We start from the raw sequence: 14,140 nt of genomic DNA on the forward strand, positions 1-14,140 counted from the left end.
CGGTGCCTACGCTGGGTTACGTGCAGCGCCTCTATGACTTCCTCCGCAGGCACCCGACGGGAGTGGACACCTTCTGGGCCCTCCCCCTGCTCGGGTTCAGTGGCCTGTGGGTCGGGATCGACGTCCACGGCAGCGAGCAGATCGCCGCCGCGATCTTCACAATCGGCCTGTGCCTCGTCGTCGCGCTGCGCCGCAAGGCTCCCGTGAAAATGCTGCTGCTGACGGCGGCCATCGGCGTCGGCCAACTGCTCGCCGGCATCGAGACCATGCCCGCCGACTTCGCGATGTTCGTGATCGCCTACACCGTCGCGTCCGCACCCACCGTGCCCCGCTGGGCCTCCCGCTGTGCCCTCGCCGGCGCCCTCGTCGGCCCCGCCCTCTCCGCCGTGCGCTTCAGAAGCGCGTTCAACCAGCGGTCGGTCGGGGACAGCATCTTCTTCGCCGTGCTGCTCACCGTGCCCTTCGTACTGGCCTGGGTGCTCGGCGACTCCATGCGCACCCGCCGCGCCTACTGGGCGCAGCTGGAGGAGCGGGCCGCCCGGCTGGAGAAGGAGCGCGAAGCGCAGTCCCGGATCGCGGTCGCGGCCGAGCGCGCCCGTATCGCCCGCGAACTGCACGATGTCGTCGCCCACAACGTCTCGGTGATGGTCGTCCAGGCCGACGGTGCCGCATACGTCCTCGACGCCGCCCCCGAGCAGACCCGGCAGGCCCTGGAGACGATCTCCGGCACAGGACGCCAGGCGCTGGCCGAAATGCGCCGGCTGCTGGGTGTACTGCGCACCGGCGAACAGCCCGAGAGCGGCGAATACGTCCCCCAGCCGGGCGTCGAGCAGCTCAGCGACCTCATGGAGCAGGTACGCGGCGCGGGACTGCACGTCGACTTCCAGGTGGAGGGCGAGCCGCGGGAACTGCCCAGCAGCGTCGAACTCACCGCCTACCGCATCGTCCAGGAAGCACTCACCAACACCCGCAAACACGGCGGCCCCGACGTCGGCGCGACCGTCCGCCTCTCCTACAAGGAAGACGACCTCGACCTGCTCGTCGAGGACAACGGGCGGGGCGCGCAGCGCGAGCTCTACGAGGAGGGCGGGGCGGACGGCCTCGGCCACGGCCTCATCGGGATGCGCGAAAGGGTCGGCATGGTGGGTGGCACCCTGGCTGCGGGGCCGCGGCCGGGGGGCGGCTTCCGGGTCAGTGCCGTCCTGCCGCTCAAACCGGTGCGGTGACGACGCCCGCCGGCCCCTGACGATCACCGCCGCATCCCGCGGCCCGCCGCACTTCACCCCGTACGACCCCGTACGCTCAGCCCCCACTCCTGCACGAAGGGACCCCCTGCACATGACCATCCGTGTGATGCTCGTCGACGACCAGGTGCTGCTGCGCACCGGTTTCCGGATGGTGCTGGCCGCACAGCCCGACATGGAGGTCGTCGCCGAGGCGGGCAACGGCGTGGAGGCCCTGGAGGTGCTGCGCGCCACCCAGGTCGACGTGATCCTCATGGACGTACGGATGCCGCATCTGGACGGGGTGGAGGCCACCCGCCGGATCTGCGAGGGCGGGCAGAAGAAGGACGCCCCGAAGGTCCTCATCCTGACCACCTTCGACCTGGACGAATACGCCTTCTCCGCGCTGAAGGCCGGGGCCAGCGGATTCATGCTCAAGGACGTGCCGCCCAGCGATCTGCTCGCCGCGATCCGCGCGGTGGAGAGCGGCGACGCGGTCGTCGCCCCGTCCACCACCCGCCGGCTCCTCGACCGCTTCACCCCCATGCTGCCCGCCACCTCCGCCGAGCCGTCCCGGCCCGAACTGGAACGGCTGACGGACCGCGAGCGGGAGGTGCTGCTGCTGGTCGCCCAGGGGCTGTCGAACGGTGAGATCGCGGCACGGCTGGTGCTCTCGGAAGCCACCGTCAAAACCCACGTGGGCCGCATCCTCACCAAGTTGAGCCTCCGGGACCGGGTCCAGGCGGTGGTGCTCGCGTATGAAACGGGGCTGGTGCGGGCCGGGGGAGCGGGGGCGTAGGGGCGAGGAGGGTTGGCTGCTGGGGGCGGGGGCGCGCCTGCGCCCGTCGGCGTCGCACGCCGTCAACGCAGCACGCCCTCGAGGAAGTCGCTGCCCAGCCGGGCCACCACCTGGAGGTCCAGCTGATGCAGCACATAACGCCCACGGCGCCGCGTCTGTATCAGCCCGGCCTTCTTCAGTGTCGCGACATGCCGCGACACCTCCGGCGGGGTGATGCCGAACGCGGTCGCCAGCTCCCCCGTCGTATGCGGCCCCCGCGACAGCGTGCGGCACAACTGCATCCGCATCGGATGGCCCAGCGCCTCCAACCGCTGCTGGACGAGTTCCAGCGCGGCCGGCGCCGGCAACTCCGGGCCGGCGACCGGGTACTGGACCACGGGGCGCCAGCCGGGGGCGTGACTGAACAGCACATGCGGCCAGCCGAACGACGTCGGAAGGAACGTGACGCCCGGATCCGCGGCGTCCGCGAACGCCGTCGTACGTCCCCGGGCGAGCTTGTCGACCAGGATGCGGGTACCGCCGCTGCCGTCCTGCGCGTCCTCCAGGGACAGCGCCTTCGACGTCGCGGACAGCGTCTCGGCCAGGCCCTTGTGGCGCAGCAACTCGGTCTTGTGCCGGGCATCGGCCGCCAGCTGGATGCCCACCCGCCGCCAGATGTCCCCGAAGAACGCCTCCTCGCAGTCCTCGAACAGGCGGCGCAGCCACACCCGCAGACCGTCGGGGTCGGTGAGCATCCGGTCGGTGAAGGCCGCCTGCCGTGGGCCGCGCGCGGCGGCCATCTCCCGTACCCGCGCCCGCTCGTCCGCGTCGACAAGGGGCGACGGGGTGGGGCGGGTGTAGCTCGCCGAGCAGGTGATCTCGAACGCGGCGGCCACGAACCGCTCATCGTCGATCTTGTCCAGCTCGTCCAGGTCCTCGGCCAGCGTCGCCCCGGGGCGGGCCGGCAGCAGGATGTCGGAGCGGGAGGACCGCCACAGGAAATCCGCCTCGCACAGCCGGTCGGCGAGGTCGGGCTTCAGCGCCGCGTTGGTGGCGGTGACCCAGCCGTGCAGCCCGGGGTGGTGCCCCGGTTCGGACAGCGCATGGAGAGCGGCGCCCAGCTCCGCCAACGGGGAAGGGCAGAAGACGATGCGCTCAGGCGGCAGCCCGGTGATGTCGATGACGTTGGACATGCGCCCATCATGCGCGAGGCCGCCACCTGCACGGACGTCGATTGACGGCTCCCGTCAATCGACGGGCCGCCGGACGCGGGGCCGTCCCAGAGTGAGGGCATGAACGCCGCTCAGCAGCACCTCCTCGACAGCTACCGCGCCGCCCAACGAGGCGAAGCCGCCCCACCCGCCCCGGGCACCCACACCGTGCGCACCGCCCGCGAAATCCAGCAGTGGCGCCGTTTCTACGCAGTCGTCACGGAGCCTGCCGACCGGCTTCCGGGGCGTATCCGGGGGGCGGTGCGGTGGGTGGCTGCGGGCTTGCTCCGTCTTTCCCGTCGCCCCCTCCCCCCGCCCCGCCCCACCCCGCCCCCGGCCCCCACCTCCGCCCAAGCCCCGGCGCCCACCCCCACCACCCGCCCCGACGACACCCCGCAGCCGACCCCGAGGCTCCGCTCCGACGCCGCGCCATAACCCGCCCGGAGCCCGGAGCCCGGAGCCCGGAGCCCGGAGCCTGGGGCCCGCCGCCCAGCGCCCGAGGCTCGTCGTCGTCCCCAGCCCAGCCCAGCCCAGCCCATGGCCCGGCCCTGTACCTGAAGCTCAGCGCCCCAGCCCAAGGCCCCGCCCTGGGTCCGAGGCGCAGCGCCCCAGCCAGCCCAAGGCCCGCCGCCCAGCGTCCAAGGCTCAGCGCCCCAGCCCATGCCCGTCGCCCTGAGCCCGTGGCCGTAGCCCTGCCCCGAAGTCCAAGGCCCGGCGTCCCGAGCCCCATTGCCGCCCCTGAGCCCCACCGCAGCTACGGGCCTCACCACCGCCCCGCGCCCAGCACTCCCAAGACCACGCCCACCCCGGCGCCATCCCCCTACGCGGCGCCATCACCCCCCAACACGGCGCACGAAATCCACGAACTCCTTGACGGCCGCTCGTATCTCTCCCTCCGTCCAGTCCATGGCGGACGCGGAAACCGTCACCTCGGTCAGTGCCACGCCGGGCGGGCCGGCCGGGGTGGGCTCGAACCAGCGCTGGAACACCGCTGTCCCGGTTTCCTCCGCCTGGCGCACGACGGCCTCGTCGAGCAGCTCGGGCGGGTGCGGCAGCCACACGTGGAACTGATGGGTGTGCGGCACCTCCGGGTGCACCCTGAACCACGGGACACCGGCCTCGGCCAGGCCCTCGCCCAGCGCGCGGGCCACGACCTTCGCATGGGCCACGTACTCCGGCAGCCGTGGCAGCTCACGGTCCAGACCGATCAGCGCGGCCAGCGCGGCCGGCCACTGCTGGAACAGCTGACCGCCATACCGGTGCCGCCAGACCCGTGCCTCCTCGACGAAGTCCTCGGTGCCCGCGAGCGCGGCGCCCGATATGCCGTCCAGTGACTTGTAGAAGGAGACGTACACGCTGTCCGCGAGGGCCGCTATCTCCGGGAGCGAACGGCCGAAGTGCGGGCCGCACTCCCACAGTCGCGCGCCGTCGAAGTGCACCACCGCATCACGGTCCCGCGCCGCTGCCACCACCGCGGTCAGCTCGTCCCACGACGGCAGGACGAATCCGGCCTCCCGCAGCGGGAGTTCGAGTGCAAGGGCTCCGAACGGCTCCGCCAGCTCGTATATCTCCGCGGCGGTCGGCAGCCGCGGTGCGTTCGTCGGATGCACCATGCGCAGCCCGCTGACCACCGCATAGGCGTCGCGCTCATGCATCTCCAGATGCGACAGCCGATGGCCGGCGACCGTTGCGTTGCCCGTACGCCCCGCCCAGCAGCGCAGCGCCACCTGCTGGGCCATCGTGCCGGTCGGGAAGAAGGCGGCGGCCTCGGTCCCCAGGGCGTCGGCGGTCCGGCGCTCCAGTTCGCCGACCATGCTGTCGTCGTTGCCGTAGAAGTCCGGCCGGTTGTCCAGGTCGTACGCGGCCGGAGCATCGGCCACCAGGCGGTCCAGTCGCTCGCGGAGGGTCTCCAGGAACACGTCTCCCGCCAGCATGCGCTCCGAGCCGCGGAAGGCCGCCAGCCTCCGGGCCCGCTTCGCCGCCTCGGCACTCGTCCCGGCCTGCGCGCCACCCGAGGCCCTGTCGGTGGCACTGCCTGAACCCTCCACGGCCGCCCCGCTCGAAGCGTCATCCGACGCGCGCCCCGAAGTACGCCCAGCAGTTCCCCCCGAGCCTCCCCGCACCGCCCCGCCCGTAGTGCGCCCCGCATCGCCACCCGAGACTTCTCGCGACCCGGACCCCGGCCCCGACCCCGAGCCGGATCCCGACCCCGAGCCGGATCCCGACCCCGAGCCGGATCCCGACCCCGAGCCGGATCCCGACCCCGAGCCGGATCCCGACCCCGAGCCGGATCCCGACCCCGAGCCGGATCCCGACCCCGAGCCGGATCCCGACCCCGACCCCGAGCCGGATCCCGAGTCAGTGACGCCGTCGTCCGCTTCCGTCATGCGCCTCATATGCCCCCCTGGCTGCTGTTTCCCTGACGCTTTCTGCGCTTCGTTGCACCGAGCATGGCGCAGTCCCGCGTGGCGCCGCGACCCCTGTGGATAAGTCCCGCGCGAGACCCCGGTCTCACCTTTCGCACAGCTCTGAAGACCGCCGGAAACACTCGCGTAGCATGGCGATGAATCGTCCGGTACCCCCCGCGGACTGGAACGGAAGGCCATCGCCGCGTGAACGCAATGCCACCCACCGAGGCCCAGGACCGCCCCGCCCGGCTGACCGTCGGAGTCGTCGGTGCGGGCCGTGTCGGGCCCGCCCTCGCCGCTTCGCTCCAGCTCGCAGGGCATCGCCCGGTTGCCGTGTCGGGCGTCTCCGACGCCTCCGTACGACGCGCCGCCGAGCTGCTGCCCGATGTCCCGCTGGTCACCCCGGCCGAGGTGCTCGCCCGTGCCGACCTTGTCCTGCTGACCGTCCCCGACGACGCCCTCGCCGACCTGGTGAGCGGCCTCGCCGAGACCGGCGCCGTACGGCCCGGCCAGCTGCTGGTGCACACCTCTGGCCGGTTCGGCACCGCCGTGCTGGACCCGGCCACCCGTGCCGGCGCCCTGCCCCTCGCCCTGCACCCGGCCATGACGTTCACCGGCACCTCCGTGGACGTCCAGCGGCTGGCCGGCTGCTCGTTCGGTGTGACCTCGCCCGACGAGCTGCGGATGGCCGCCGAAGCGCTGGTCATCGAGATGGGCGGGGAGCCCGAGTGGATCGCGGAATCAGCCCGTCCGCTCTACCACGCGGCGCTCGCCATCGGCGCAAACCACCTGGTCACGCTCGTGGCCCAGTCGATGGAGCTGCTCCATGACGCGGGCGTGCAGGCCCCGGACCGGATGCTGGGGCCGCTGCTCGGCGCCGCCCTGGACAACGCGCTGCGGTCCGGTGACGCGGCGCTGACCGGCCCGGTCGCACGGGGTGACGCCGGCACCGTCGCCGCCCATATCGCGGAGCTGCGCCGGCATGCGCCGCAGAGCGTCGCCGGATATGTCGCCATGGCCCGTACGACCGCGGACCGGGCGCTGGACCACGGTCTGCTGAAGCCGGAACTGGCCGAGGACCTGCTCGATGTGCTCGCCGACCACGGCGACGGCCCCGCCCCCGCACGGGGCACCTCTGCCCCAGACACCCCCGGTCCCCACACCTCCGGCCCGGACCCCGACACCCCCGGCTCCGACACCTCCGGCTCCGACACCTCCGGCTCCGACACCTCCGGCCCGGACCCCGACGCGCCCGACACCCCCGACCACGGCCCCGAGGAAGGCGACCGATGACCTCCTCGCCGCTGAGCCCCCACCCGGACCAGCCCGCGAACGCGAGCCACCCCACCCGGACCGTCGACGCGGGCCACCAGGCCCGGACCGCGGACGCAAGCCACGCCGCCCCGCCCGCGGACGCAAGCCACCCCGCCCACCTCGTCCACACCGCCACCGCCCTCCGCGACCTGCCGCGCGGCACCGGTGTCCGCGCCGTCGTCATGACCATGGGCGCCCTGCACGAGGGCCACGCCACCTTGATCCGTACCGCCCGCCGCCGGGTCGGGCCCGAGGGGCAGGTCGTCGTCACGGTCTTCGTCAATCCGCTGCAATTCGGCGCCGGGGAGGACCTCGACCGCTATCCGCGCACCCTGGACGCGGATGTCGAGCTGGCCGCCGCGGCGGGCGCGGACGTGGTCTTCGCGCCGTCCGTCGACGAGGTCTACCCGGGCGGAGAACCGCAGATCCGGATCGCCGCGGGCCCCATGGGCACCCTCCTGGAGGGCGCCAGCCGCCCCGGGCATTTCGACGGAGTGCTGACCGTCGTCGCCAAGCTGCTGCATCTGACGGCACCGGACCTCGCCTTCTACGGGCAGAAGGACGCCCAGCAGCTCGCGGTCATCACGCGGATGGCCGCCGACCTCAACTTCCCCGTCGAGATCGTCGGCGTCCCCACGGTGCGAGAGGACGACGGACTCGCCCTCTCCAGCCGCAACCGCTACCTCTCCGGCCCCGAGCGCTGCACGGCGCTCGCGCTGTCGGCGGCGCTGTTCGCGGCCCGCGACCGGCTCGCCGCCGAGGAGGCGCTGCGCGTCCGCGCCGCCTCCGTGGGCCACCACCCGGCGCCGGACCGTGCCGCGGCGCTGGCCGCCCTCGGCGAGGACCGGGCCGCCGCCGACGCACATGCCGTCGCCTACGCCGCCGCGGGCGCCCTGCACGGTCCGGCGGTGGCGCGCGCCGCGGCCCGCGCGGTGCTGGACGACGCCGCCCGTCTGGACCCGCCGCTCACGCTCGACTACCTGGCCCTGGTCGACCCGTCGGACTTCACCGAGGTCCCGGACGCGTACGAGGGCGAGGCCATCCTCGCGGTCGCCGCCAAGGTAGGCACCACCCGGCTCATCGACAACATCCGCCTCGTCTTCGGCGCCGGGCGACCGGAGGCGACGGCTGCCCACCAGGGCGGAGCCACCACCGAAGCGTCGGACACGGCGGACACGGCGGATAAGGCAGATACGGCGGACACCGTGGACACCGTCACATCCGTCGCTGCCGCTCCCTCCCCTGCCGCTCCCTCCCCTTCCGCCCCCTCCGTCACCTCCACCCCGCCCACCACACCCCCGACCACCCCCCAAGGCCCCCTCGGAGCGACCCGATGACCGCCACCGGAACAGCTACCGGCACCGGCCCCGTCTCAAGCACCGGCATACGTCTGAACGCCCCGGCCCCGGGCTGGGCCATCGAGGCGGACGTCGTGGTCGTGGGCTCCGGGGTGGCCGGGCTGACCGCCGCGCTGCGCTGCGCCGCGGCCGGCCGCCGCACCGTCGTCGTCACCAAGGCCCGCCTGGACGACGGCTCCACTCGCTGGGCGCAGGGCGGTATCGCGGCGGCTCTCGGCGACGGCGACACCCCCGAGCAGCATCTGGCCGACACCCTCGTGGCCGGCGCCGGACTGTGCGACGAGACGGCCGTACGGGCCCTGGTCACCGAAGGCCCGGCCGCCGTCCACCGGCTGATCAGCACCGGCGCCCGCTTCGACACCGCACCGGGCAGCGACGAAGTAGCCCTCACCCGCGAAGGCGGCCACCACCGCCGCCGTATCGCGCACGCCGGCGGCGACGCCACCGGGGCCGAGATCTCCCGCGCGCTCGTCGAGGCGGTCCGCGCGGCCGGGCTGCGCACCATCGAGAACGCCCTCGTCCTCGACCTGCTCACGGACGCCGACGGCCACACGTCCGGCGTCACCCTGCACGTCATGGGGGAGGGCCAGCACGACGGGGTCGGGGCCGTACACGCCCCCGCGGTGGTGCTCGCCACCGGAGGCATGGGCCAGGTCTTCTCCGCGACCACCAACCCGGCGGTCTCCACCGGCGACGGCGTGGCCCTGGCACTCCGCGCCGGCGCCGAGGTGTCCGACCTGGAATTCGTCCAATTCCACCCCACCGTCCTGTATTTGGGCCCGGAAGCGGAGGGCCAGCAGCCGCTGATCTCCGAGGCCGTACGGGGCGAGGGCGCCCACCTCGTCGACGCCGACGGCACCCGCTTCATGGTCGGTCAGCATGAACTCGCCGAACTGGCGCCGCGTGACATCGTCGCCAAGGCGATCATGCGCCAGGCCCACGAACAGGGCGTCGAGCACATGTACTTGGACGGCCGGCACTTCGGCGCCCAGATGTGGGAGACCCGTTTCCCGACCATCCTCGCCGCCTGCCGCAGCCACGGCATCGACCCGGTCACCGCGCCGATACCGGTCGCCCCCGCCGCGCACTACGCCTCCGGCGGCGTACGCACCGATCTGCGCGGGCGCACCACGGTCCCCGGCCTCTACGCGTGCGGCGAGGTCGCCTGCACCGGCGTCCACGGCGCCAACCGGCTCGCCTCCAACTCCCTCCTGGAAGGCCTGGTCTTCGCGGAGCGGATCGCGTCGGACATCGCCTCGGAAACCGCCGCGAGCGGCGCCGCGGACCACCCGGCCGGCCCGGCTCCGGCGTCCATCCCTTCCACGCCTTCCACGCCTTCCAGCTCTTCCGCTTCCACCGCTTCCACGCCGTCCGCCCCGCGCACCACCCTTCCGCTCCTCGCCCCCGAGGCCCGGATCACTGTGCAGCGGATCATGACCGCCGGTGCCGGCGTGCTGCGCAGCGCCGAGAGCCTCGCCCGCGCCGCCGCCGAACTGGACCGCATCCACCGCGAGGCGGCCGGGAGAAACGGCGCAACGGGCACCCGCGAACCGGCCGACGGGACGCTCTCCGGAAGCACCGGAAGCACCGGAAGCACCGGAAGCACCGGAAGCACCGGAAGCACCGGGAGTACCGGCAGCACTGGGAGTACCGGCAGCACCGAGAGCACCGGAAGCACCACGAGCGCCGGAAGCGCCGACGCCGCCCCCGCCGACCGCAAGGCCCCCGAGCCCGGTGTGGAAGCCTGGGAGGCGACCAACCTCCTGTGCGTCGCCCGGGTACTGGTCGCCGCGGCGCAGCGCCGTGCGGAGACCCGCGGCTGCCACTGGCGCGAGGACCACCCGGACCGTGACGATGCCTCCTGGCGCCGGCACTTCCGCATCACCCTGGATGCGGACCGCGCGTTGATCCTCCATACGACGGCGACCGCCGATTTCCCGCCGACCACGGCCCCCTGACCACGGCCCCTGACCACAGGCCCACCGACCCCAGCCACCCCACCCATGACCAGCGACTCACCGCCCGCCAACACAGGCCCCACCGCCTCTCTCCCCGAATACGGAGCCCAGCCCGTGAGCAGCACCCCCGACGACCTCCCCCTCCTCCAGATCGGCGGGCCCACCGGCGGTGCCTCCGCCTGGGGGTCCCCCCAGACAGCGTCTGGGGGAGGCTGCGGCGACGCCTGTGGCTGCGGCGGCGACGAGGGCGAGTACGAGCTCGACCCGCTGACCTGCGGCCTCGACCCCGACCTGGCCGCGCTCCTGGTGGCCGCCGGGCTCGACCCCGTACAGGTCGAGGACATCGCCCACCTCGCCGTCGAAGAGGACCTCGACCAGGGCGTGGACGTCACGACCGTGGCGACCGTCCCCGAGGACGCGGTCGCCACCGGCGACTTCACGGCCCGTGAGGCCGGTACGGTCGCCGGGCTGCGGATCGCCGAGGCGGTGCTGTCCATCGTGTGCACCGATGAGTTCGCGGTCGAGCGTCATGTCGAGGACGGCGACCGGGTCGAGGCCGGCACCACGCTGCTGAGCGTCACCACCCGCACCCGCGACCTGCTCACCGGCGAGCGCAGCGCGCTGAACATCCTGTGCCGCCTGTCGGGCATCGCGACCGCGACCCGGGCCTGGGCGGATGCGCTCGAAGGCACGAAGACGAAGGTCCGTGACACCCGTAAGACGACGCCGGGACTGCGCGCCCTGGAGAAGTTCGCGGTGCGCTGCGGTGGCGGCGTCAACCACCGGATGTCGCTGTCGGACGCGGCCCTGATCAAGGACAACCACGTGGTCGCGGCGGGCGGTATCGCCGAGGCGTTCACGGCCGTACGGGCCGAGTTCCCCGGGGTGCCGATCGAGGTGGAGGTCGACCGGATCGACCAGATCCCGCCGATCCTCGCCGAGGGTGCCGATCTGATCCTGCTGGACAACTTCACCCCGGAGCAGACCCGGGAGGCGGTGGAGCTGGTCGCCGGCCGCGCCATCCTGGAGTCGTCGGGCCGCCTCACGCTGGACAACGCCGGCGCCTACGCGGCCACCGGTGTCGACTACTTCGCGGTGGGCGCGCTCACGCACTCCTCCCCGATCCTCGACATCGGCCTCGACCTGCGCGAGGACGAGGGGCAGGGTCCCCAGGGCGCGGACGACGCCGTGCGTGAGGACCGCTGACCGCCATGCTGCTGATCATCGACGCAGGCAACACCCGCCCGCCCGTCGTCCCGCCTGTCACCCCGGGCGAGCCCTTCGTGCGTGACGTGAACCGGAGGCGGTGCGGAGCATGCTGCTGACCATCGACGTGGGCAACACCCACACCGTGCTCGGCCTCTTCGACGGCGAGGAGATCGTCGAGCACTGGCGGATCTCCACCGACGCCCGGCGCACCGCCGACGAGCTCGCCGTCCTCCTCCAGGGCCTGATGGGCATGCACCCGCTGCTCGGCGACGACCTGGGCGACGGCATCGAGGGCATCTCCATCTGCTCCACGGTGCCCTCCGTCCTGCACGAGCTGCGCGAGGTGACCCGCCGCTACTACGGCGATGTGCCCGCCGTCCTGGTGGAGCCGGGCGTCAAGACGGGCGTGCCGATCCTCATGGACAACCCGAAGGAGGTCGGCGCCGACCGGATCATCAACGCCCTGGCGGCCGTCGAGCTCTACGGCGGCCCCGCGGTGGTCGTCGACTTCGGTACGGCCACCACCTTCGACGCGGTCAGTGCGCGCGGCGAGTACGTCGGCGGCGTGATCGCACCGGGCATCGAGATCTCCGTGGACGCGCTGGGCGTCAAGGGCGCCCAGCTCCGCAAGATCGAACTGGCCCGGCCGCGCAGCGTCATCGGCAAGAACACCGTGGAGGCCATGCAGTCCGGCATCCTCTACGGCTTCACGGGCCAGGTCGACGGTGTGGTGCAGCGCATGGCGCGGGAGCTGGCCGAGGACCCGGACGAGGTGACCGTGATCGCCACCGGCGGGCTGGCGCCGATGGTGCTCGGTGAGTCGTCGGTGATCGACGCCCACGAGCCGTGGCTCACCCTCATCGGCCTGCGGCTGGTCTACGAGCGGAACATCGCCCGGTCGTAGAGGGACACCGGCCGGTCGTGGGGGACACTGCCCGGCCGGGTGCGGGCCGGAGCGTCCCGGTGTGCGGGGCGCCGCCGGGGCGGGACGGAACACCGCCCGGCCTCCGGAGCCGTTCCGCGCCGCGCCAGGGCACCGGTGGTGCGGCTCGCTGCCGCGCCACCGTTCACGAATTAAGCGGCTTTTGTCGGAAACGGTCGTAAAGTCGCCACATGCCAATGCCAAACGGAACCCGCGGCGGCATGGCGTTCAGCGCCGATGAGTTGCGTGTGCTCCGTCGCGCCCTCGCCCATGCCCTGCAGACGACGTCCCACCCCGCCCCGCTCGGCGTCCTCCGCCCCGAGTGGTCGCAGGACATCCAGGAATATCTCCGGCTGGCCGAGGCCGTGGACGAGGCGGTCCGCGAAGGCGGCAGGCTGCGTGCCTTCCTGCTCGCCGACCTCGCCCGATACCGCGAAGCCCTGCCCGGCTCCGCCACCGGCTACCTCGCGCAGCTGGCCGAGGCGCTGGCGGCCGGCCATGTCCCCGGCCCCGACGATCTCGCCGCCCTGCGCTCGCTGGGCGAGCGGCCCGGCACAGCCGCCGAGCGCGAACGCCGCAGCGCCCTGCTGCGCCACTGCGAGCAGCTGGCCGAACAATCCGTACGAACCCGGCTCCGCGCGCTGCCAGGCGGCCGCTCAGCCGCCCGCAACGGGCGGGAACCGGAGCCCGCACGGGAGCCGAAACCGGAGCGCAAGCCGGAGCCCCAGCCGTCGCCGCGGCCGAAGGATCCGCAGCGGGACCGGCCGATCCCCACGCCGGGAGAGGTCTTCCCGCCCCGCCGCAAGCCCGCCCCGCCCCCCGAAAGCCGCACCGCCTGACCGCTGCGTACTCTGGCTGCGTACTCTCGGAGGCTCAGCCCTATCTCGGCGGCTCAGCCCTATAAGGAGGCCACACGCCATGGATTACGTCGCAGCGCTGCTCCCGCCCGTAGTGATGGCCGTGGCCTTCACCGCTCTGATCGTGACGATCATCAAGAGCCAGGGCGGAGCGAACAAGGCCAAGGAGGATGCGGCCGTGGACGCCGCGCTGGCCCGCGCCGAATCCGCCGGCCAGGAGCCCGCGGCGCACCGCGTCTGAGCCGCCCGCCGCCCTTTCGGCGGCCCGCACGCACCGTACGGCCCGGGATTGATCATCCCGGGCCGTACCTCCTTTTTCCGGCACAAACGCCACGAGATCAACGGGCATTCGCGACATCTCCCACTATTGTTCTTGTGTGCCGAGACGCTTGGGTGATCTGGAAGACGCGGTCATGACGCGGGTCTGGGAGTGGAACCGCCCGGTCACCGTTCGCGAAGTCCTGGAAGATCTGCAGAAGGAACGGTCGATCGCCTACACCACGGTCATGACCGTATTGGACAACCTCCATCAGAAGGGCTGGGTGCGCCGCGAAGCAGAAGGCCGCGCCTATCGATATGAGGCGGTCTCCACTCGCGCCGCCTACGCGGCCGCACTGATGAACGAAGCATGGTCCGCCAGCGACAACCCCGCGGCCGCTCTTGTGGCCTTCTTCGGCATGATGTCCCCGGAACAGCGACATGCCCTGCGTGATGCCGTACGGATGGTGCAAGTCGATGAACCCGCGGAAGACGCAGAACAACAGGCACCGGAGCCCGAAGAGGCTGCCCCCGCGGAAGTAGCCGAAGCGCAAGCGCCACCGGAAGGCGCCGGTGAAGCCGGATCGGCCGAAGGGGATGAACCCGGGGCGAGTGCCACCGGCAACGGGCGATAGCGTCCCGGC

13 protein-coding genes are annotated in these 14,140 nt (G+C 72.8%); 11 read left to right on the top strand and 2 right to left on the bottom strand.

Features of this window, described 5'->3' with window-relative positions; genetic code table 11:
- The first annotated feature begins 20 nt into the window (after positions 1-20).
- Entirely contained in the window at positions 21-1,226 is a 1,206-nt protein-coding gene (locus tag K7C20_RS20975; RefSeq protein WP_030077169.1) for a sensor histidine kinase, read from the top strand.
- A 112-nt stretch (positions 1,227-1,338) separates the two neighbouring features.
- Positions 1,339-2,022, top strand: coding sequence for a response regulator (locus tag K7C20_RS20980; RefSeq protein ID WP_030077170.1), 684 nt, complete (start codon positions 1,339-1,341; stop codon positions 2,020-2,022).
- A 62-nt stretch (positions 2,023-2,084) separates the two neighbouring features.
- Here K7C20_RS20980 and K7C20_RS20985 read toward each other — a convergent pair whose 3' ends face one another.
- The gene (locus K7C20_RS20985) at positions 2,085-3,194 is read right to left on the bottom strand and encodes a DUF5937 family protein (RefSeq protein ID WP_030077171.1); all 1,110 of its coding nucleotides are present in this window, start codon (positions 3,192-3,194) and stop codon (positions 2,085-2,087) included.
- 99 nt (positions 3,195-3,293) lie between these two features.
- On the opposite strand from K7C20_RS20985, the gene K7C20_RS38295 reads away from it, so the two are divergent.
- Positions 3,294-3,647 (top strand): hypothetical protein, encoded by a 354-nt coding sequence (locus tag K7C20_RS38295; protein WP_246655311.1) that lies wholly within the window; start codon positions 3,294-3,296, stop codon positions 3,645-3,647.
- 398 nt (positions 3,648-4,045) lie between these two features.
- Here K7C20_RS38295 and K7C20_RS20995 read toward each other — a convergent pair whose 3' ends face one another.
- Positions 4,046-5,146: a threonine aldolase family protein gene (locus tag K7C20_RS20995; protein WP_107083386.1), complete on the bottom strand. Its 1,101-nt coding sequence runs from the start codon at positions 5,144-5,146 to the stop codon at positions 4,046-4,048.
- 687 nt (positions 5,147-5,833) lie between these two features.
- Between K7C20_RS20995 and K7C20_RS21000 the strand changes: the two genes are divergently transcribed.
- The 8 genes from K7C20_RS21000 to K7C20_RS21035 all read left to right on the top strand — a co-directional run bounded on the left by K7C20_RS21000 (position 5,834) and on the right by K7C20_RS21035 (position 14,131).
- The gene (locus K7C20_RS21000; RefSeq protein ID WP_053209000.1) at positions 5,834-6,913 is read left to right on the top strand and encodes a Rossmann-like and DUF2520 domain-containing protein; all 1,080 of its coding nucleotides are present in this window, start codon (positions 5,834-5,836) and stop codon (positions 6,911-6,913) included.
- A 170-nt stretch (positions 6,914-7,083) separates the two neighbouring features.
- Positions 7,084-8,271 carry a pantoate--beta-alanine ligase gene (gene panC, locus K7C20_RS21005; RefSeq protein ID WP_409351349.1) on the top strand — a complete coding sequence of 396 codons (1,188 nt, stop codon included), beginning with the start codon at positions 7,084-7,086 and terminating at the stop codon, positions 8,269-8,271.
- Positions 8,268-10,250 carry an L-aspartate oxidase gene (locus tag K7C20_RS21010; RefSeq protein WP_053208737.1) on the top strand — a complete coding sequence of 661 codons (1,983 nt, stop codon included), beginning with the start codon at positions 8,268-8,270 and terminating at the stop codon, positions 10,248-10,250. The genes panC and K7C20_RS21010 overlap by 4 nt, the downstream gene beginning before the upstream one ends.
- A gap of 114 nt (positions 10,251-10,364) precedes the next feature.
- Positions 10,365-11,456 carry a carboxylating nicotinate-nucleotide diphosphorylase gene (gene nadC / locus K7C20_RS21015; RefSeq protein WP_030081648.1) on the top strand — a complete coding sequence of 364 codons (1,092 nt, stop codon included), beginning with the start codon at positions 10,365-10,367 and terminating at the stop codon, positions 11,454-11,456.
- Between the two features lie 109 nt (positions 11,457-11,565).
- Positions 11,566-12,363, top strand: a complete 798-nt coding sequence (locus tag K7C20_RS21020; RefSeq protein ID WP_030081646.1) for a type III pantothenate kinase — start codon at positions 11,566-11,568, stop codon at positions 12,361-12,363.
- Between the two features lie 239 nt (positions 12,364-12,602).
- Positions 12,603-13,220, top strand: coding sequence for a hypothetical protein (locus K7C20_RS21025; RefSeq protein WP_030081644.1), 618 nt, complete (start codon positions 12,603-12,605; stop codon positions 13,218-13,220).
- Positions 13,221-13,299: 79 nt separating this feature from the next.
- Positions 13,300-13,479: a hypothetical protein gene (locus K7C20_RS21030; RefSeq protein ID WP_030081642.1), complete on the top strand. Its 180-nt coding sequence runs from the start codon at positions 13,300-13,302 to the stop codon at positions 13,477-13,479.
- Positions 13,480-13,651: 172 nt separating this feature from the next.
- Positions 13,652-14,131, top strand: a complete 480-nt coding sequence (locus K7C20_RS21035) for a BlaI/MecI/CopY family transcriptional regulator (protein WP_030081640.1) — start codon at positions 13,652-13,654, stop codon at positions 14,129-14,131.
- Positions 14,132-14,140 lie beyond the last annotated feature (9 nt).

Source organism: Streptomyces decoyicus (assembly GCF_019880305.1).
GTDB lineage: Bacteria > Actinomycetota > Actinomycetes > Streptomycetales > Streptomycetaceae > Streptomyces > Streptomyces decoyicus.